This is a genomic window from Exiguobacterium sp. s5 (assembly GCF_018618075.1).
GTDB lineage: Bacteria > Bacillota > Bacilli > Exiguobacteriales > Exiguobacteriaceae > Exiguobacterium > Exiguobacterium mexicanum_A.
The window spans coordinates 28,285-46,323 of the sequence record NZ_JACSLK010000006.1; the positions used below are offsets into that span (position 1 = coordinate 28,285).

Below are 18,039 nucleotides of genomic sequence, written 5' to 3' on the forward strand. Positions count from 1 at the left end.
AAGCGCACGTCACCTGATTGTGCAACCAATCGGATGAAGTACGCTTCTGAGTCTTCAGTCTTTTGCATGGTCAGGGAAAGGACACTACCCCTATCCAGCTGCCAAATTACGCAGTCAAATACGAGTAGCCATATGATGTTGTGTGTGTGCGTTGTAGTGTTGGAATGTACTTCATCATGCTGGCTCCTCTCTGTTCATAGTTTGAAAATCTACTAAAACCTTAGCAGACTGTTCAGAAAATTGTCAATATTATTGTCGTAAATAATTTGTAACTTTTTTACAAGAAGAAGGTGGCGAGCATCAAGCCAACAAGGCCAGTCGCCGTCACGTAGTAAATCATCGGCATGAGCGTATAGCGAATGATCGTTCCTTCTTTCCCAAGAAGACCTGCGACCGAGGCGACCGCGACGACGTTCAACACACAAATCATGTTACCGGCGTTGGCTCCTGCCATCTGCATCGATAACGCGAGCGTCTCGTTCAAACCAACGGATTCGGCAACATTCGTCGTCAAACTTGAGAACATCATGTTTGAGAACGTGGCCGATCCGGAAACGAAGGCGCCGAGCGCCCCAATCCATGGTGCGACGAGCGGCCAGACACCGCCGAACGTATCGGCTGCAGCCGTGGCGAGTTCGACCGGCATCGAAGCCAGGCCAGCTCCACCATTTTCTGAGTGAATGAAGATTCGAACCATCGGCACTGACGCAGCGAGCGTGATGGCCGTCCCGACGACACCGAGCGTCGTCGCTTTAAACACCGAAGTCACTTGTGACCAGCTCATGTTGTGGAGGAAGAATGTCGCAATCATCGTCAAGATGAACATGAACCCTGGCGAATAGAACGGTTCCCACGACGTCGAGATTCCTTCGACCCCGATGATGTTTGGCAAGTCAATGCGGACGCTACGTGCCAATTCATTCAAGAATGGCACAGTCCGTGTCAACACGAGGAAAATCGTCAAAATCAAATATGGTGCCCACGCCTTCCACTGCGGAAGTTCACGTTTGCCTTTACCGACAGACGGCTTCTCAAGCGGCTGCTCGATCTCATCGGCATAACCGTCGAACGTCCACACCCGTTTTGGCATGAGGATCCCTTTGCGTGCCATTGCGACGAGGATGACGAGACCCGTCAACCCGCCGAGCATGCCCCCGAATTCAAATCCGAGGATGAGTGTCCAAATGTAGGCCGGGATACTGTAAACGAGTGCCGCGATAATGGCAATCGGGAACACTTCGAGCGCCGGCTTGATTGACTTCTCTTTGCTGAAGAATCGGGTCAGCATCAAAATCAAGATAAACGGAATCAACAAACCGACGAACATGTCGATGAGTACCGTCTGTAAGACGACGCTTGTCAAAAACTCGATCGTTTCCGGTTGATTGACGTCAAGCGACAGCCCGTTCCCAATTCCGATTAAAGCTGGTGTGCCGACCGCACCGAACGTGACCGCCGAGACGTCGGCCGATAAAGCGATGACGACCGCTGCAATCGGCGGGAAGCCGAGGGCGATCAAAAGGGGCGCCGCAACCGTAGCTGGTGTCCCGAAGCCCGAAGCACCTTCGATGAATGAGACGAACAACCAGCCGACGATGAGCACTTGAATCCGGGGATCCGGTGTGATGTTAACGAATCCAGAGCGAATCGCGTTCATACCGCCGCCCTCTTTCATCGTATTCATCATCCCAATCGCACCGTACACAATCCAGACCGTCGTGACGGCGATCACGAGTCCTTGTAACGTCGCCGCCATAATCCGTGTCGCATCGAGTTGCCAGACGAAGAACGCCAGTCCTGCCGTCAATACGAGCGAGAGCGGCATCGCGACCGACGCCGGTAAACGCATAATGACCAATAATACGAGCACTGCCACAATCGGCATGAGTGCTGTAATCCATTCAAAAATCGTCAATGTAGACCCACCTTTTCAGATTTTTCCCCTACCGTAAATGAATCTCCCGTTATGACTCTTGTTCAGCGAGTCGATCTAAAGCCCGATCAATCACCTCATATGGAAAACCTTTGCGTCGAAGCTGCATCTTCATCCGCTGTTTCCGCTCATATGGGGCATATCCACTGAACTTCCGATTTAATTTTTCCGCCTGTGTCAAACAAGCCGAAAGTTCAACGTCCTCATCCTCGTTCTCCCAAAACGTGAGAATCGCCTCTGAAATGATATCAAACGTAAATCCCCTTTGCATTAGGGTTTGTTGAATTCTTTGTTGCACTTCTGTGGCAGAACGGCGATTTGTTTCCATTTGTTTCCTATTTACGAATTTTCCGGCCTTTTCAAGCTGGTCTTCGTGCGAAATTGCGCCGATGACTTCTTCAATGATGTCAGCGTCGATTCGGAGCTGGGTGAGTTCTCGTTTAATTTTGACCGGTCCGCTCGGACTCGTATTGAACTTCGTCTGGGTATAGGCTTTGGCAAATTCAGCATCGTTCAAGTAGCGCTGTTCGATTAATCGCTCGATGACGCGCTTGATGGCTGCCTCATCTATCTCTTTCTTCACGAGGTAGTCACGCACCTCTGAAACGGCACGCATTCGGTACGATAAATAATTGACGGCCGCTTTATATGCTTTTTGTTCTTCTTCGGCTTGAAGAACGTCACGGACGAAGTCGTCTTCGAGCTCCATCCCTTTCGTCAATTCATATTTGATGAAGACGTCGAGGTCGATGGCGAACGCAAACTCCTCACGCCCGTCCTTCTCGACGTACACGTTGAGCCGGTCTTTATTTTTCTTCTGGGTCGTAAACTTGGCAATTTTCACGAAATCCCTCCATTTCCTGCTTCTAACATATCACGTTCCCCTTTCGAGCAGGATTTTTGATAAGTTAGAAGAAAGGGTATTCACAATACGAACGGTCCGCTTTCTTTATGGAACTCATACCCGTTTTGAAATCGCTTCAATATACTGGAGGGAGACTTATGAAAATTGCAATCACCGGCGGAACCGGACTAATCGGTCGCCCGCTCGTCCGCGCGCTCGCCGAGGTCGGACATCAAGTCGTCGTATTGACGCGCCGCCCGCGCCCACGACAAGGAGGGATCTCGTTCGTTGAATGGTTGACGCCTGACAGCCATCCTGAGTCCGAGTTGCAAGACGTCGACGCCTTCATCCATTTGGCTGGCGCCTCCATCAACGATGGACGCTGGACACATAAACAGAAACAAGCCATTCTTCAAAGCCGAATCGACGGGACGAAAGAAGTCGTTCGGATCATTAAAAATATGAAACGCAAGCCGAGCGTCGTCATCAGCGGATCCGCCATCGGGATTTACGGGGAAGACCGTTCCATCACGTATTCCGAAGCGACCCCACTCCCGGACCGGACCAACTTTTTAGGAAACGTCTGTGTATTGTGGGAGAAAGAGGCGGCCCCGATCAAAGACATGGGAATTCGCCTCGTCACGATGCGGACCGGTGTCGTCTTATCGAATGACGGCGGTGCCTTCCCGCTCATGAAACTGCCGTACACGCTCGGTGTCGGAGGACGGCTCGGCTCAGGACAGCAATGGGTACCGTGGATTCATTTGGACGACCTCGTTCGCCTGTTTGTCCATATCATCGAGACGACTTCCATCGAAGGCCCCGTCAACGGCACGGCACCGACGCCCGTCACGATGAATGAGTTTGGAAAAACGCTCGGACGCGTGATGCATCGCCCGCATTGGGCACCTGCCCCAGCACCGCTCCTCAAGCTCGCGCTCGGAGAGAAGAGTGTCATCGTCCTTGAAGGGGCGAAAGTCGTCCCGACGAAAGCACTCAATCACGGTTTCCGCTTCCGTTACGAAACGTTAGAACCCGCTTTGAAACAACTACTTCATTTGATTTGAAAGGAGCTAGCACGTGAGTAATTTGTTAATTCGTAACGCCCACATTTATCCAATCACTGCCCCACATTTTTACGGAGATTTGCGCGTCAAGGACGGCAAAATCATTGAAATGGCAGACTTGCTGGACCCGCTCGACGGAGAAACGGTCATCGAAGCCGAAGGCAACTTCTTGTTCCCAGGGTTTATCGATGCCCATACCCACCTCGGACTGTATGACGAAGGGACAGGTTCAGTCGGAAACGATGCAAACGAGACCGTCGAGGCGATGACGCCGCACGCTCGGGCCATCGACGGCGTCTATCCGCTCGATGAAGGGTTTCAAGAGGCGCTCATGGCCGGAGTCACTGCCGTTCAAGTCATGCCCGGCAGTATGAACGTCATCGGCGGGGTGACGAGTGTCATTAAAACGCACGGCCGCTTCATCGAGGACATGGTACTTCGGCGTTATGCCGGTCTCAAGCTCGCCCTCGGGGAGAACCCGAAGCGTGTCCACAGTATGGGGAGATCTGGTGAGTTGACCCGCATGGGGATCATGGGATTATTGCGTGAAGCGTTCCGGACCGTCGACTCGACGAAGACGATCGGCACGTTCGGCAGCCAGATGATTCAACTCGCCCTTGACCGCAAGATGCCAATCCGGGTCCACGCCCACCGCGCCGACGATATTTTATCGGTCGTCCGCTTCGCGCAAGAGTTCGACCTCGATTATCGGATCGAGCACTGTACGGAAGGACATCTCGTCGCTGAAAAGTTACGCGAACTCGGTGTCAAACATGTCACCGTCGGTCCGACGTTCACACGTAAATCGAAAATTGAGCTCCAGAACAAAACATGGGAGACGTACCGAATTTTACATGAACACGATATGATCGTCTCGATCACGACGGACCATCCTTATACGCCCGTTCAATATTTAAATCTTTGCGCCGGTCTTGCTGCCCGCGAAGGACTTCCGGTCGACGTCGCACTCCGCGCCATCACGATCCATCCGGCCGAATCGCTTGGAGTAGACGACCGCATCGGCTCGCTCGAAATCGGCAAAGATGCCGACCTTGTCCTTTGGAGTCACTTCCCGCTCGACTACATGTCAAAGCCGATTATGACCATCGTCGATGGCCACATCGTTTACTCGACGAGCCGATCGAAAACACATCATGAGATGTGAGTGAGGCCAGTCATGAAAGCGCTCTTATTATTTTTTTGTGAAGTTGCATTTTATTTACTTGCTTTTTCAAAAAAACTATATAAAATAATCTTGTAACTTCATAAAAGGGAGCAGCCAAGGCAAGTTCGAACAACGAAGCCAGAAGTATGCTTTCGTTACAACTATTCTTCAGCGGTCTGAAATAGGAGGAGGAATGTAAAGGTGCTCAAATTTCGTGAGCTTACCGACTGCGCGGAGTTGTTCGAACTGATGCAACACCCAGATGTCTTTCCGTATGTCCGTCAAAAGACGGTCCACTTTGACGAGTTTTTATTTAGCACGAAGCAAATCATCGAGCTAGAAGAGCAAGGAAACATCATCTCACGTACCATCACGAACGAGTTCGGTACCCCGATTGGGACAATCAGCTTGTTCGATGTGGAATCGGGCTATGGATTCCTCGGGACGTGGCTTGGCAAACCGTATCACGGCAAAGGTTACAATCAAGTCGCGAAAGAAGCGTTCTTCTCTGAACTTTTCTTCGAGCTTGACATGGAAAGTGTATTTTTAAAAATCCGTCAATCGAATGAGCGTTCGATCGCGGCAGCTGAGAAACTACCGTACGCTTTCTGCGCTAACGAGATCCGGTCTGAACTATTGACTGAAATCAACCAAGGGGACGTCGAATATGTCTTGTATGAAGTGTCGAAGTCGAGCTTCCAACTCTACTTGCACTCACTCCATGCGCCTGAATTCGACCATACCTATGAAGCACAGCTCGAAGCGTAAGCCAATTCTGACAAAGAATTGGCTTTTTTGTGGCGTTTTTGTGTGGATTTCATGAGGACAACTTTACGGCAATGAATATTTCTGTTCTAATTCGGAGAGATAGGTATGATAGAGGTATGAGGGAATTATCACACAGCCTCGTTAACCGTTTTGTAAAGGAGAATGCCCAATGTCAGAACCAACGTTTCGCATCTTAGTGACCGATGATGAAGAACAAATGCGGGATTTACTCGTTTCGAACTTAGAGAAGGAAGGATATGAGACCGTCACAGCCACGAACGGCCTCGAGGCAATCGACTTATTGAAAGAACAGTCGTTCCACCTCGTCCTGCTCGACGTGATGATGCCTGAACTCGACGGCCTCACGGCGTGCATGCGCATCCGCGAGTTCTCGAACGTCCCGATTATCATGCTCACGGCCCGGTCAGAAGAACTCGACCGCATCCATGGCTTGAAGATCGGCGCGGACGACTATATCACGAAGCCGTTCAGTCCGCGCGAGCTGCTTGCCCGCATCGAAGCAACGCTTCGTCGGACGCATAACTTCTCGAAAGAACAAGAAGCGACGTTCGATACCGGAGTCTTGTCCATCGATATCGACGGCCGTGCGGTCAGCGTAAAAGGGAAAACGGTCAACTTGACCCGTAAAGAGTTCGATTTGCTCTACTTGTTCATCACGAATGAAGAGAAAGTCTTCTCACGTGAACAGTTGCTCGATCAAATTTGGGGCACCGAGTACCACGGTAACCTTCGGACGGTCGACACGCATATCAAGACGCTTCGCCTCAAGCTCGGTGAAGCAGGTGGCTACATTCAAACCGTCTGGGGGATCGGCTACAAGTTCGAGGCGACCGTATGAAGCAATACACGATCCGGAAGCGGATTTGGATCACCATCTGGACCGCTAGCCTCTTCTCCGCGTTCGTGTTCATCATCATGACGTTTTACTTGTACGACAAGTTCTATATTCAGACGCAGGAAGAACTGCTCATCAACCGCGGAGAGAAGCTCGTCACCATCTACAAGGCGGACGGCTTCTCTGACGCGTTTTCGGACAGTATGACGTACACGAACGAACTGACCGAGACGAAAGTGTTCCTCTCGTCGGTCAGGGAAGACAGTCTCGGCTCAGGCAAGACGTTTTTAAGGGAACAAGACCTCGCCAAACTGCAAGACGGCTACGCGATCTCCGTCACCCGTAAACACCCGACCGAGGATGTGGATATCCTGATGTCCGCCTTCCCGCTCATCCGGGACGGCGAGCTCGATAATGCGCTCATCCTATATATGGAGTTAAGTAAAATCAGTGAGCCGTTCCAACCGATTCGGCTCATGATCACGTTCTTGCTCATCTTGATGATCGTGAACTTGCTCATCTTCGGGACGCAAATTATCGATACGATCATTCAGCCACTCATACAAATGAAGCGAGCCTCGCAAGTATATGCCAAAGGCGACTTCTCGCACCGTATCCCGATTTATTACGATGACGAGATTGGCGAGCTCGCCGAGACGCTGAACCGGATGGCCGAGTCACTCGGTCTCGTCGAAGAGCAACGGAAAGAATTTTTGGCGAACGTCAGTCATGAATTGCGGACACCGTTGTCATATATTCGGGGCTATACGGAAATGCTCCAAGACCCGTCGCTCGACGAGAAAACGAAAAACCAATATTACGAGATCATCGAGAATGAGACGGAGCGCTTGCAACGGCTCGTCAATGACTTGCTCGACTTGGCCCAACTCGAACGTGACTCATATCCGATGACGAAAGAACCGGTCGTCTATTCGCAAGTGCTCGAAGATGTGCTGTACCGTTTCGAGCCGATTGCTGGAGCGAAAGGCGTCACGATTGAGACGGACCTCGATTTCGACTTGATTATTCTTGGGGACCACGACCGCCTCGAGCAAGTCGTTGGAAACTTGCTCGATAACGCCCTTCGCTACACCGAAGCCGGGAAATCGATCCATGTGAAGACATATGCGACCACCGACAATGCCGTCACCGAGATTCGGGACGAAGGTCGGGGGATCCCGAAAGAGGATCTCGATCAATTGACGAAGCGATTTTACCGTGTCAATAAGTCCCGCACACGCGAAGATGGCGGGACCGGGCTCGGCCTCGCCATCGCCAAACACATCATGGAACGCCACGGCGGCTCGATGCACTTCACTTCAGAAGTTGGCAACGGAACGACCGTCACGCTCACATTGCCGCTCTTGCCGGATGAAGACATATAAAAAAGACAGCCGCGGCTGTCTTTTTTATATGTCTTTGCCTTTATAGGCGTCATCTGATTCATTCATGAGACGTTCCCGCTCGGCGTGCGTCTGTGGATAACCATTCGCTTGCCACTCGGCCCGATAGTTCGAATCGAGTTGAGTGAGGCCTTCCTCCGCCTCATCCTTATCCGAATCGACACTTTCCATCTTGTCCATCTTGCTCCATGTATCGTCATCTCGGTCCTGAGTCAAGAGTGCCGCCACTTTTGGTGCGACGAGCGCGGCCCCAGCTACCCCGAGTACGATTCCCATCAATACTTTCTTATCCATCCGAATACCCCTCCTTAGTCACTATGTACCGATAATTCCACTGTTCCGCAAAATCGAAACCCGTTTTCTAAAGCGTTTACACCCATTCAGGAAGTGGAATAACAGTCAAGACAAGGAGGCGATGAAGATGAAACAGTCAAAAGATACGTCCAAGCGACCGTTTGATAATCCGGATGCCGTCGATACGGACAAGGAGAGCATCTTCGACCAGGAAGGGATGGAAACGGTCGACCCGATCCCGGTAGAAGAGCTGAACCAGAAAGTGAAAGATGAAAAACATAAGCGGCACTCGAAGGATGACTCGGTCAGCGAGAAAAAATATGAGGGCAATAAATAAAAATGCGGACGAAATTCGTCCGCATTTTTATGTTAAATCGCTTGGCGAGAAGCCGTAAGGCAACATCTCTTCTTTCGTCATCACTTTCGTCTCCCCGGCCATGTTCGCGAGAATCAATGTAAAGTCGTCACTGGCAAACTCGGCGATAACTTGACGGCAAGCGCCACATGGCGAGATTGGTCCGTCCGTGTCGCCGACGACGACGACAGTCTCGATTGCCTTGCTGCCTTCCGATACCGCTTTGAATATGGCAGTCCGTTCTGCACACATCGACAAGCCGTACGAAGCGTTCTCGACGTTGCAACCCGAGATCTCTTTGCCGGTCTCGTCGATGACGACAGCCCCGACATTAAACTTCGAATAAGGAGTATAGGCGCGCGACCGTGCATCAATCGCTTTATGGACAAGCTCGTTCACTTTTTCTTGTGGGATCATCTGATGTTCCTCCGCTTCTTAACGTTTATCAAAGAAGTCTGACATCTGAACTATAACGTGAAAACATCGTTATTGCAAGCGTTTTCACAACCCCGTCAATACTTTTTCTTTTTCTTCTTCTCGAAGACGACAATTGACTCAACATGCGCCGTCTGCGGGAACATATCGTACGGCTGAATATAGTTGATCTTATAGTCGGCTTTCATGAGTTGATCCGCGTCACGCGCGAGCGTCTGCGGGTTACATGACACGTACACGATGCGTTTCGCTTTCGATGAAATCATCGCATTCAACAGTTGATGATCGACCCCTGTGCGCGGCGGGTCGACGACGATGACGTCTGGAATCCATCCGTCTTTCACCCAGCGCGGGATCCAATGTTCGGCCCGGCCTTCGACATAAGTCGCATGGCTGAAGCCGTTCTCACGCATGTGCGCGTTCGCATCTTCGACCGCTTCCGGGACGACTTCCATCCCACGGATCTCTTTTGCGTGCGGCGCGAGCCATAGCCCGATCGAACCGACACCGGCGTACGCATCGATGACGCGCTCTTCGCCCGTGAGTCCAGCCGCCTCGACGACTTCACGATACATGATTTCTGTCTGAGCCGGGTTGAGCTGGAAGAACGCGCGCGGTGACAAGTGGTAATGGACGTCATCGAGTTGCTCGTCCATCTTGTCTTGACCGGCGATATGGACCGTACGGTAACCGAAGATGACACCCGAACGGTTCGAGTTGATATTAATGTGGAACGATACGACGTTCGGTAACGCCATGATGCGATCGCTCAATTCATCTAAACGCGGGACGTCCTCGTTCCCGACGACGAGCACGACTTGGACATCATCTGTCTTGTAGCCTGAGCGGACGATGACGGTACGGGCGAAACCGACGTCACGGCGCGCATCGTATACCGGGATGTCGAGCTCGTTCAAAATACGGACGATGGCGTTGTTAATGTTCGTCGTGTCGCGCTGCTGTACCATGCAGTGTTCGATTGGCACGAGTTCGTTTGTGTTCGGTTTGTAGAGACCCGACACGATCTCGCCGCGACGCGTCGAGAGCGGGAATTGCGACTTGTTGCGGTAGTACCAAGGGTTGTCCATCCCTTTCGTCGCACGGATATCCGACTTGTCGACGTTCAGTTTCGTCTTCTGACGGAAGGCGTTGCGGACGATTTCTTCTTTATAGTCCATCTGTAGGCGCGGACTCATATGTTGAATCTGGCAACCGCCACACTCGTCATAAATCGGACACGGCGGTTTGACCCGGTCCGGTGAATCGTTGTCGCGCTTGATGACGCGTGCCTCGGCGTAGTTCCGTTCGACGCGCGTAATCTCGACTTTCGCCTTCTCGCCTGGTAATAAGTTTGGGATGAAGATGACCATCCGATCAATCGTCGCGATGCCCTCTCCGTTAATGCCTAGCCGTTCGGCTTGGGCGCTAGTGTATTCTCCTACGATCAGTTTCAATGTGTTTCATCCTTTCGAGATACTTGTTCTAAATCTTTGGCGTAACGTACGACTTTCGCACGTAAGGAATCAATATCAGCTAACAATCGATGCAAATCCTCTGGCGTCGTGAATTCGTCCAACGTATTGACTGATAAGCACAGTAATTCCGTTCTCGATTTTAACACGTTCATTTTTCCTGCCGTATCTGTTCGTGATTTACCCATCTCGTGATCGCTCCTTTGGTTCGTGACAAAGAGTTGTTATTATAGCATACTATTTCGTGTGACTTGATGAAAAGGTGGAATTGATATGCAAAACATCTCGACAACGTTTGATCCATGGGAAGCCTACCTCGATCAAACCGAGTTCGGTCGCCTCGTCCTTTCGAACGTCGAAGTGACGACGACCAAGCTATGCAATATGCGCTGCGAACATTGCGCGGTCGGCTATATGCTCGATCAGACGGAAGAACCTGAAGTCCCGCTCGACCTATTGATTTCGCGCCTTGATGAGATCGAGCATTTACGGGCGTTCTCCATCACAGGCGGCGAGCCGATGCTGTCGATGAAGTCGGTGCGGAACTACGTCGTCCCGCTCTTGCGTTATGCGAAAGAGCGTGGCGCCCGGACGCAAATCAACTCGAACTTGACGCTCCCACTCTCTCGCTACCATCTTATTACCCCTTACCTCGACGTTTTGCACATTTCGCATAACTGGGGCACAGACGCCGATTTCTTAGAGGGCGGTTTCGCGATGATGGACCGGAAACCGAGCGCGGAGGCACGTTTGAAGATGCTTCAGACGATGAAAGACAATGCCCGGGCGCTCACCTCCGAAGGCATCATCGTATCCGCCGAGACGATGATCAACAAGCGGACAATCCCGCACTTGAAAGAAATCCATGAAGAGATCGTCGCACTCGGCTGTCAGCGTCATGAAGTTCACCCGATGTACCCCGCAGATTTTGCTAGCGCGCTCGAGTCGGCATCGCTTGCCGACACCCGTCAGGCGATTCATGACCTGCTCGACGTCCGGGACGAGAACGTCTGGATGTTGTTTGGGACGTTGCCGTTTTATGCCTGCTCCGACGCGCCAGAGGACCGCGCCTTGTTGAAACGACTCCACGAGGCGAAGAACGTCACCGTTCGGAACGACCCAGATGGCCGCTCACGCCTCAACACGAATATCTTCGATGGCCAGATTATCGTCACCGACTTCGGAGACGAGCTCGGCACGCTCGGCACACTGTATGATACCTCGTTCCAAGACGCGTATGAGGCGTGGACGAACAGCAGTCTGAACGCCACACTGTCATGCCACTGCCCCGCCGTCAAGTGTCTCGGACCGAACGCGCTCGTCAAGCAAGCGTATTACCCGGACGTGAACTTTCAAGAACGTGTCGCCGAGCCGTTTTAATTGTTTCATTTCGGGAAATGTTCAGTATATAAACTGAATCGAGGTGTTTAAAGATGACAGCCATCTATGTATTCATGATCACCGTCATGGCCATCATCATTTTCGGTGGTGTGCTCAGCATCTTATTGACAGCCGCATTCGTTTCAGACAAAGTAGACCGTGATGAAGTATTCAGTCAAGGCAGTTGGGATGATGAACTCTTACACTTGAATCATGTACCTCAACCGATTGACGAACCAAAAAGCTGAGACCTTTCTCAGCTTTTTACTATGTAATGAATAATGAGGTGAACTATGCAACGGTTTCGGTTTTCGATTTTATTACTCGTCGTCTTTATTTCTGGTTTGATTCAAGGCGCGCTCATCCCGCTCTTGTCGACGCTCATCGAACGGGACGGCAACCCGGCCTGGTTGAACGGGTTGAATGCGACGATGCTCTACTTGGGCGTCATCGTCTCTGCGCCACTACTCGAACGGTTCGTCCGCAAGTACGGGTTTCGGCCGACCATCGTCCTCGGCATCGTCTTGACGGCGCTTGCCACGTTCTTCTTGCCGCTCTGGCCGTCACTGCTCATGTGGGCACTCATGCGTTTCGTCATCGGATTTGGGGATTCGGCGCTCCATTACGGATCCCAAGTGTGGGTCACGTCTGCGAGCGAGAAGCGAAGTCTTGGCCGGGCGATGGCGTATTACGGGATGGCGTTCAGCCTCGGATTCGCGGTCGGCCCGCTCATCGCCCCGCTCGTCGACCTCCACTTTTGGCTGCCGTTCCTCGTCTTGATCGTCTTCTGTCTCGCATCCTTGTTCTTGATCTTCAAGGTCGACAACGAGTACCCTGAGGCTGAGAAAGTGAAGACCGACTCGAAAGGACGCATCCGCCTCGTCCTCATCGGTGGCGGATATACACTCTTACCTGCTTTTACATACGGGTTCCTTGAGGCGAGCTTGAATGCCAACTTACCGATTTTCACGGTCCGCAACGACATCGGGCTGACGCAGACGAGTACGCTCATCACGACGTTCATCGTCGCCTCGATTATCGTCCAGTTACCGCTCGGCCGCCTCGCCGATCACTTCGGAAAGAAACGCATCCTGCAAATCGTGTTGACACTCGGCACGCTCGTCTTCGCCGTCGCCAACCTCGCCGTCGACCATTACGCCTGGCTGCTCGTCTTGTTCGCTCTTGCCGGGGCCGGTCTCGGCTCCACGTATTCGCTCGGTTTGGCTCATATGACAGAAGTGTTGCCACGTTCGTTGTTACCGACCGGCAATATGCTCTATAGCATCTCGTTCAGCGTCGGTTCGATCAGCGGACCGATGATTGGCGCGTTTTGGATTGCGTTACCGAAAGAAGTGTATTTCTTGATGTACACACTTATTCTCGGCATCTTGGCTGTGAGTCTGTTCACAGCGAAAGCGAAGCCAATCGACGCATAAAAGGGTGAGTCTCGACGGAGACTCACCCTTTTTCGTATCACTCATTCCTTGATTGGACCGAGACGAACGTCATTCCGTTCGAACGCGCGCATGAACACTTCATCGAGCGCGAACGGTTCTGTCTCTAGTGAGGCCAGCACGTCCGACTTGATTGTGACTTCAATGACGCGATCATTGATATGCCACTTCGTCTGGATGTCCTCCCCTTGCCTCGTGGCACGCGCGTCTACTTGGTCGTGATGCTCCTTCAATCCGCGACTTACGCACTTCATCACGTATTTGACGTACTCGTCCCGTGGTTGACGCGAGATGAGTATATTTCGGACAATCGGATTTCTTGCCATGGCACAATCCTCCCTTCTATCAGATTCGCACGCAAGTCTTTACAACGAAGACCGATTTTCAACTGAAAGAATTCAGAATTTTTAATATATTTTGCCATGGGAACAAGATTCCGTCAACCGTGCGTCAGCTTTGTTTGATCAACGGGCCGAACGGTTGACTCGCCCCTGGAAATAAGTCGAGAGATAGATGCCCGCGATGACGAACAATAATCCGACAAGCGCGTTCCACGGGATCGTTTCACCGAGTAAAACGCTCGATAAGACGACACCGAATAAGGGAACAAAAAACATATAAAGTGATACCCGGCTGACCGGATTATATTTCATGAGTGTGTTCCATAACGTGAACCCGATTGCAGACAAGAGCGCGAGATACAGCAAGAAGAAAAGCGTCGTGACTGTGTAAGGAAGGAACACATCCCCTGGCGCGAGCACATAGCCGACGACGAGAAGACCGAGCGAGCCGAAGACCATCGCCCAAGCCGTCATCGGGGCGACATCATGTGCGCGTGAGTAGTCTTTCGCAATCAAGTTCCCGAACGCCCCTGAGATCATCGCCATAATGAGCAAGATCTCGCCAATCCCAAATCCTATCTCTGCGTGCGCTGTCGGCCAGTTGGCGATGACGATCCCAGAGAACCCGAGTGTGAGGGCAATCCCCTTCAATCGGTTGAGACGATCATCCTCATAACGGAAATGGGCAAGCGCCATTTGGAAGAATGAGGTCGATCCCGCGATAATCGAACCTTGCACCCCGGTCGAGATGGAAAGCCCGATATAAAAGAACAAATATTGTAAGAATGTCAAAAATGCCCCTAAATGTGCATACGCCTTCAACTTTTCCGCGTTTAATCGAATCGGCCGTTTGAAGACGAGGCGGCTAATCACGAGCAAGAGCAGTCCGGACAATAAAAAACGTTCGCCGGCAAAAAACAACTGCTGGCCGTACTCGTGTTCTTGAATATCGAGCGCCTCGTAGCTCAGTTTAATGAACGGGAACGCGCTCCCCCATAAAAACGTGTTGAATAGCGCGAGGAACGTGACCGTCCAAGGGCGTTGAAATACATTCTGCATGACACAAAAACTCCTTAATCTTTTAGTTTGTGAGTTATTACGATTGGTGCTAAAATAGACTTACATGATAATCATTATAAATAAGGTTATGAGCCGAAACTAGTATTAAATCCAATCATATCAACAATAGATAATGATAATCATCCTCAATTATTATCATTTAACTGATATATATTCTCATTTAGAAAGAGGTGCTCACATGAACACATCAACCGTCACACAGGAAAAAAGCCACGTCTTCAAACGGGCCAACTGGTTCGAACATATCGAGCTCATCATGGCGCTCATCAGTGGTGTATTGATTGTACTCGCATATATCGCGGAAAGACAAGACGGAGCTCCTGCGCTCTACGTCACCCTCTATTTGACCGCCTTTTTAATCGGCGGATATGCCAAAGCGAAAGAAGGTCTGACCGATACGTGGGAAACCCGTTCGTTGAACGTCGAACTGCTCATGATCATCGCGGCCATCGGCGCCGCGGCCATCGGCTATTGGATGGAAGGTGCCATCCTCATCTTCATTTTCGCTTTGTCCGGTGCACTCGAGACGTACACGATGAACAAAAACGAACGCGCTCTCGAGTCATTAATGGAACTGCAACCTGAACAAGCGACGCGATTGAACGCTTCGGGCGGCCTCGAGGTCGTCCATATCGACGACCTTCGCGTCGGAGACCACATCTACGTAAGACCCGGCGAACGCATCCCGGTCGACGGTCGGATTTTGAAAGGCAGTGCCTCGATCGAGGAAGCCGCCATCACCGGTGAATCGATTCCGGTCGACCGAAACGTCGGCGACGAGGTATACGGCTCAAGCGTCAACTTGAACGGTGTCTTGATGTTAGAAGTGACAAAACTCGCCACGGAAACGTTGTTCCAAAAAATCATTCAAATGGTACAGCAAGCGCAAGAAGAAAAATCACCGTCCGCCCAGTTCATCGACCGGTACGAGGGACGCTACGTTCAAGTCGTGCTCGCCTCCGTCACCGCAATCATCTTGCTCGGACCTGTGTTGACGCCGTGGTCGCTTGAGACGAGTATTTACCGCGGTATGATCTTACTCGTCGTCGCTTCGCCGTGCGCCCTCGTCGCAGCCATCACTCCGGCCGCACTCGCCGCCATCGCTTCGTCCGCCAAACATGGGATTTTGTTCAAAGGCGGCGTTCATATCGAGAACATGGGCCGTTTGAAAGCGATCGCCTTCGACAAGACCGGCACGCTTACAATCGGTAAACCAGAAGTCCAATCGGCATTGATCCATCCAACCGTTGAGAAAGAGCACGTCTATCGCATCGTCAGCTTGATTGAAGAACATTCGATGCACCCGCTCGCCGAAGCGCTCGTCCAATTCACAGGGAACTACACAGGAACGATGGAACACTTCAAAGACGTGACCGGGTCCGGGATTGAAGCGACGATCGATGGTGTCGCCTATCGGGTCGGCAAACAAAAATTCGCCGATCTGAGCGGAGATTTCTTCCGCGACGATGTCGAACGTTTAAAAGCTGCCGGCCATACGCTCGTGTTCGTCAGCGATGAAGAGAAGACGATTGGAGCGTTCGCGCTCCGGGACACACTGCGCCCTGAAGCCAAACAAGCGATCGAACGACTCAACCATCTCGGTATCGCGACGATCATGATCACGGGCGATAACGAGGCGACAGCCCGCGCCATCGCCACTGAGGCCGGGTTGACCCGTTACATCGCCGAATGTCTCCCAGAAGAGAAGGTCGAGCAGATTAAACAATTAAAACAAGAATACGGTAGCATCGGCATGATTGGCGACGGCATCAACGACGCCCCTGCCCTCGCGACAGCCGATGTCGGGATCGCCATGGGTGAAGGGACAGACGCCGCCCTCGAGACGGCCGACGTCGTCTTAATGAAAAACGACCTCCGTCGGTTGAGCTCGGCCATCAAACAGTCCCGTAAATTGAATCGCGTCGTCCTCCAAAACGTCGTGTTCGCCTTAGGTGTCATCCTCGTGTTGATTGCGACGAATATCTTCGAACTGCTCGTCATGCCGTTCGCGGTCGTCGGCCATGAAGGATCGACCATCCTCGTCATCTTGAACGGGCTTCGTTTGCTCAGCACCTCGTGGGAATGACAAAATTCGACACTCATTCAAACCGTCGTTGAAAGCCGTTAGTAATTTCGCTATAATTGAAACAATGTGTCTAATGAGACCGGAACTGATAGGAAGATTGGCTAAAGGTGGTACAGTATATGAATACGATTGCAGTAATCGGCAAGGTGTTTGTCGATATTAAAGGAACCTCGTTCGCCCCGCTTCATAAAGATGCCAAGAACGTCGGTGACATCGCGTTCTCGAACGGTGGGACCGGCCGAAACGTCGCCCAAAACTTAGGTGTTCTCGGGAATGACGTCCGTTTCGTGTCGACCGTGACGAACGATCAAATCGGGATGGGTGTTCTCGAAGAACTCCGCGGTTTGAACGTCAACGTCGATCACGTCGATTTGCTCGATGACAATGGGATGGGCATGTGGCTTGCCGTCATGGATAACAACGGCGACCTGCAAACGTCAATCTCGAAGCAACCGGACGAAGCGATGATGGAAGAATGTATCCTCCGTCGCATCGATACGGTGTTCGCTGAAAGTGAGGCGGTCGCGATTGACCTCGACTTGTCGGTCAATGTATTGAACGAGACCATTGAACTGTGCCGCGAAATGAAGCTTCCGCTGTATGGCGTGTGCGGTCATCTGTCGGTGATTGAACGGAACCGTCATTTACTCCAAGGTTTCACCGGCTTCATCTGTAGCCGCGAAGAAGCGGAGATTTTGTCTGATATGTCCATCGTCACTGTGGACGATGCGTTACGCGTCGCCGAAGTGCTCGCAATGAAAGGAGCTCCGCTCACAATCGTCACGATGAGTGAGCTCGGCGCCGTCTATGTCGACTTACGCACGAATGAACAAGGTCACGTCCCGACGACGAAAGTGAAAGTTGCCGACTCGACCGGTGCGGGTGACTCATTCTTCTCCGCTGTCATCTCTGAGTTGATGAAACGTCACCCGATTGAAGATGCGCTCCGACTCGGGATGCGCGTCGCTGGGAAAGTCATCGCCTCGCACGATAACGGCCTGACACCTGACATGTACGCCTCACTTGAACAACCAGCAACAGATTAACCAAAACGCATCGGCCGCGAGTCGATGCGTTTTGTTCACGATACGAAATCGAAAGGAACG

General features: G+C 51.7%; 19 protein-coding genes. 11 read left to right on the top strand and 8 right to left on the bottom strand.

Features of this window, described 5'->3' with window-relative positions:
- Nucleotides 1–277: 277 nt before the first annotated feature.
- Entirely contained in the window at nucleotides 278–1,915 is a 1,638-nt protein-coding gene (locus KNP60_RS12180) for an L-lactate permease (RefSeq protein WP_052090274.1), read from the bottom strand.
- A 49-nt stretch (nucleotides 1,916–1,964) separates the two neighbouring features.
- Complete coding sequence (gene recX, locus KNP60_RS12185) at nucleotides 1,965–2,777, bottom strand: recombination regulator RecX (RefSeq protein WP_034781003.1); 813 nt, start codon at nucleotides 2,775–2,777, stop codon at nucleotides 1,965–1,967.
- A gap of 158 nt (nucleotides 2,778–2,935) precedes the next feature.
- On the opposite strand from recX, the gene KNP60_RS12190 reads away from it, so the two are divergent.
- The 5 genes from KNP60_RS12190 to KNP60_RS12210 all read left to right on the top strand — a co-directional run bounded on the left by KNP60_RS12190 (nucleotide 2,936) and on the right by KNP60_RS12210 (nucleotide 8,018).
- Nucleotides 2,936–3,844, top strand: coding sequence for a TIGR01777 family oxidoreductase (locus tag KNP60_RS12190; protein WP_138859919.1), 909 nt, complete (start codon nucleotides 2,936–2,938; stop codon nucleotides 3,842–3,844).
- 13 nt (nucleotides 3,845–3,857) lie between these two features.
- Nucleotides 3,858–5,009, top strand: coding sequence for an amidohydrolase (locus tag KNP60_RS12195; RefSeq protein WP_034781007.1), 1,152 nt, complete (start codon nucleotides 3,858–3,860; stop codon nucleotides 5,007–5,009).
- A 201-nt stretch (nucleotides 5,010–5,210) separates the two neighbouring features.
- On the top strand, nucleotides 5,211–5,777 hold the full coding sequence (locus KNP60_RS12200; protein WP_034781009.1) for a GNAT family N-acetyltransferase: 567 nt from the start codon (nucleotides 5,211–5,213) through the stop codon (nucleotides 5,775–5,777).
- Between the two features lie 169 nt (nucleotides 5,778–5,946).
- Nucleotides 5,947–6,636, top strand: a complete 690-nt coding sequence (locus tag KNP60_RS12205) for a response regulator transcription factor (RefSeq protein ID WP_021067764.1) — start codon at nucleotides 5,947–5,949, stop codon at nucleotides 6,634–6,636.
- Nucleotides 6,633–8,018: a sensor histidine kinase gene (locus KNP60_RS12210; RefSeq protein WP_214797575.1), complete on the top strand. Its 1,386-nt coding sequence runs from the start codon at nucleotides 6,633–6,635 to the stop codon at nucleotides 8,016–8,018. The genes KNP60_RS12205 and KNP60_RS12210 overlap by 4 nt, the downstream gene beginning before the upstream one ends.
- 24 nt (nucleotides 8,019–8,042) lie before the next feature.
- Here the strand turns inward: KNP60_RS12210 and KNP60_RS12215 are convergent, their stop codons facing one another.
- Complete coding sequence (locus tag KNP60_RS12215; protein ID WP_034781013.1) at nucleotides 8,043–8,330, bottom strand: hypothetical protein; 288 nt, start codon at nucleotides 8,328–8,330, stop codon at nucleotides 8,043–8,045.
- A gap of 127 nt (nucleotides 8,331–8,457) precedes the next feature.
- Here KNP60_RS12215 and KNP60_RS12220 point away from each other — a divergent pair, with 127 nt between their 5' ends.
- The gene (locus KNP60_RS12220; protein ID WP_251131397.1) at nucleotides 8,458–8,667 is read left to right on the top strand and encodes a hypothetical protein; all 210 of its coding nucleotides are present in this window, start codon (nucleotides 8,458–8,460) and stop codon (nucleotides 8,665–8,667) included.
- 27 nt (nucleotides 8,668–8,694) lie between these two features.
- Here KNP60_RS12220 and KNP60_RS12225 read toward each other — a convergent pair whose 3' ends face one another.
- The 3 genes from KNP60_RS12225 to KNP60_RS12235 all read right to left on the bottom strand — a co-directional run bounded on the left by KNP60_RS12225 (nucleotide 8,695) and on the right by KNP60_RS12235 (nucleotide 10,780).
- Nucleotides 8,695–9,102, bottom strand: coding sequence for a cytidine deaminase (locus KNP60_RS12225; protein ID WP_034781016.1), 408 nt, complete (start codon nucleotides 9,100–9,102; stop codon nucleotides 8,695–8,697).
- 95 nt (nucleotides 9,103–9,197) lie between these two features.
- Entirely contained in the window at nucleotides 9,198–10,574 is a 1,377-nt protein-coding gene (gene rlmD, locus KNP60_RS12230) for a 23S rRNA (uracil(1939)-C(5))-methyltransferase RlmD (RefSeq protein WP_034781018.1), read from the bottom strand.
- The gene (locus tag KNP60_RS12235; protein ID WP_016510454.1) at nucleotides 10,571–10,780 is read right to left on the bottom strand and encodes a hypothetical protein; all 210 of its coding nucleotides are present in this window, start codon (nucleotides 10,778–10,780) and stop codon (nucleotides 10,571–10,573) included. Before KNP60_RS12235 ends, rlmD begins: the two co-directional genes overlap by 4 nt.
- An 85-nt stretch (nucleotides 10,781–10,865) precedes the next feature.
- Between KNP60_RS12235 and yfkAB the strand changes: the two genes are divergently transcribed.
- Genes yfkAB through KNP60_RS12250 form a run of 3 tightly spaced genes read left to right on the top strand, consistent with a single transcriptional unit; the run spans nucleotide 10,866 to nucleotide 13,408 of the window.
- Nucleotides 10,866–11,972 (top strand): radical SAM/CxCxxxxC motif protein YfkAB, encoded by a 1,107-nt coding sequence (gene yfkAB / locus KNP60_RS12240; RefSeq protein WP_214797577.1) that lies wholly within the window; start codon nucleotides 10,866–10,868, stop codon nucleotides 11,970–11,972.
- Between the two features lie 53 nt (nucleotides 11,973–12,025).
- Nucleotides 12,026–12,220, top strand: coding sequence for a hypothetical protein (locus KNP60_RS12245; protein ID WP_021067771.1), 195 nt, complete (start codon nucleotides 12,026–12,028; stop codon nucleotides 12,218–12,220).
- Between the two features lie 45 nt (nucleotides 12,221–12,265).
- Nucleotides 12,266–13,408, top strand: coding sequence for an MFS transporter (locus KNP60_RS12250; RefSeq protein ID WP_138859923.1), 1,143 nt, complete (start codon nucleotides 12,266–12,268; stop codon nucleotides 13,406–13,408).
- A 41-nt stretch (nucleotides 13,409–13,449) separates the two neighbouring features.
- On the opposite strand, the gene KNP60_RS12255 is transcribed toward KNP60_RS12250, so the two are convergent.
- A complete protein-coding gene (locus KNP60_RS12255; protein ID WP_128123764.1) occupies nucleotides 13,450–13,752 on the bottom strand; it encodes a hypothetical protein in 303 nt (100 codons plus the stop codon).
- 138 nt (nucleotides 13,753–13,890) lie between these two features.
- Nucleotides 13,891–14,826 carry a DMT family transporter gene (locus KNP60_RS12260; protein WP_034781029.1) on the bottom strand — a complete coding sequence of 312 codons (936 nt, stop codon included), beginning with the start codon at nucleotides 14,824–14,826 and terminating at the stop codon, nucleotides 13,891–13,893.
- A 199-nt stretch (nucleotides 14,827–15,025) separates the two neighbouring features.
- Between KNP60_RS12260 and KNP60_RS12265 the strand changes: the two genes are divergently transcribed.
- Both KNP60_RS12265 and KNP60_RS12270 read left to right on the top strand, forming a co-directional pair.
- Nucleotides 15,026–16,933, top strand: coding sequence for a heavy metal translocating P-type ATPase (locus KNP60_RS12265; RefSeq protein ID WP_214797578.1), 1,908 nt, complete (start codon nucleotides 15,026–15,028; stop codon nucleotides 16,931–16,933).
- A gap of 119 nt (nucleotides 16,934–17,052) precedes the next feature.
- Entirely contained in the window at nucleotides 17,053–17,979 is a 927-nt protein-coding gene (locus KNP60_RS12270) for a carbohydrate kinase family protein (protein ID WP_034781033.1), read from the top strand.
- Nucleotides 17,980–18,039: the final 60 nt, after the last annotated feature.

Coding starts and splice junctions, on each gene's coding strand:
- KNP60_RS12255 (WP_128123764.1), bottom strand. CDS start 13,752: ATGGCAAGAAATCCGATTGTCCGAAATATACTCATCTCGCGTCAACCA.
- KNP60_RS12190 (WP_138859919.1), top strand. CDS start 2,936: ATGAAAATTGCAATCACCGGCGGAACCGGACTAATCGGTCGCCCGCTC.
- KNP60_RS12270 (WP_034781033.1), top strand. CDS start 17,053: ATGAATACGATTGCAGTAATCGGCAAGGTGTTTGTCGATATTAAAGGA.
- KNP60_RS12250 (WP_138859923.1), top strand. CDS start 12,266: ATGCAACGGTTTCGGTTTTCGATTTTATTACTCGTCGTCTTTATTTCT.
- KNP60_RS12245 (WP_021067771.1), top strand. CDS start 12,026: ATGACAGCCATCTATGTATTCATGATCACCGTCATGGCCATCATCATT.
- KNP60_RS12260 (WP_034781029.1), bottom strand. CDS start 14,826: ATGCAGAATGTATTTCAACGCCCTTGGACGGTCACGTTCCTCGCGCTA.
- KNP60_RS12215 (WP_034781013.1), bottom strand. CDS start 8,330: ATGGATAAGAAAGTATTGATGGGAATCGTACTCGGGGTAGCTGGGGCC.
- KNP60_RS12205 (WP_021067764.1), top strand. CDS start 5,947: ATGTCAGAACCAACGTTTCGCATCTTAGTGACCGATGATGAAGAACAA.
- KNP60_RS12220 (WP_251131397.1), top strand. CDS start 8,458: ATGAAACAGTCAAAAGATACGTCCAAGCGACCGTTTGATAATCCGGAT.
- KNP60_RS12225 (WP_034781016.1), bottom strand. CDS start 9,102: ATGATCCCACAAGAAAAAGTGAACGAGCTTGTCCATAAAGCGATTGAT.
- yfkAB (WP_214797577.1), top strand. CDS start 10,866: ATGCAAAACATCTCGACAACGTTTGATCCATGGGAAGCCTACCTCGAT.
- KNP60_RS12265 (WP_214797578.1), top strand. CDS start 15,026: ATGAACACATCAACCGTCACACAGGAAAAAAGCCACGTCTTCAAACGG.
- KNP60_RS12235 (WP_016510454.1), bottom strand. CDS start 10,780: ATGGGTAAATCACGAACAGATACGGCAGGAAAAATGAACGTGTTAAAA.
- KNP60_RS12210 (WP_214797575.1), top strand. CDS start 6,633: ATGAAGCAATACACGATCCGGAAGCGGATTTGGATCACCATCTGGACC.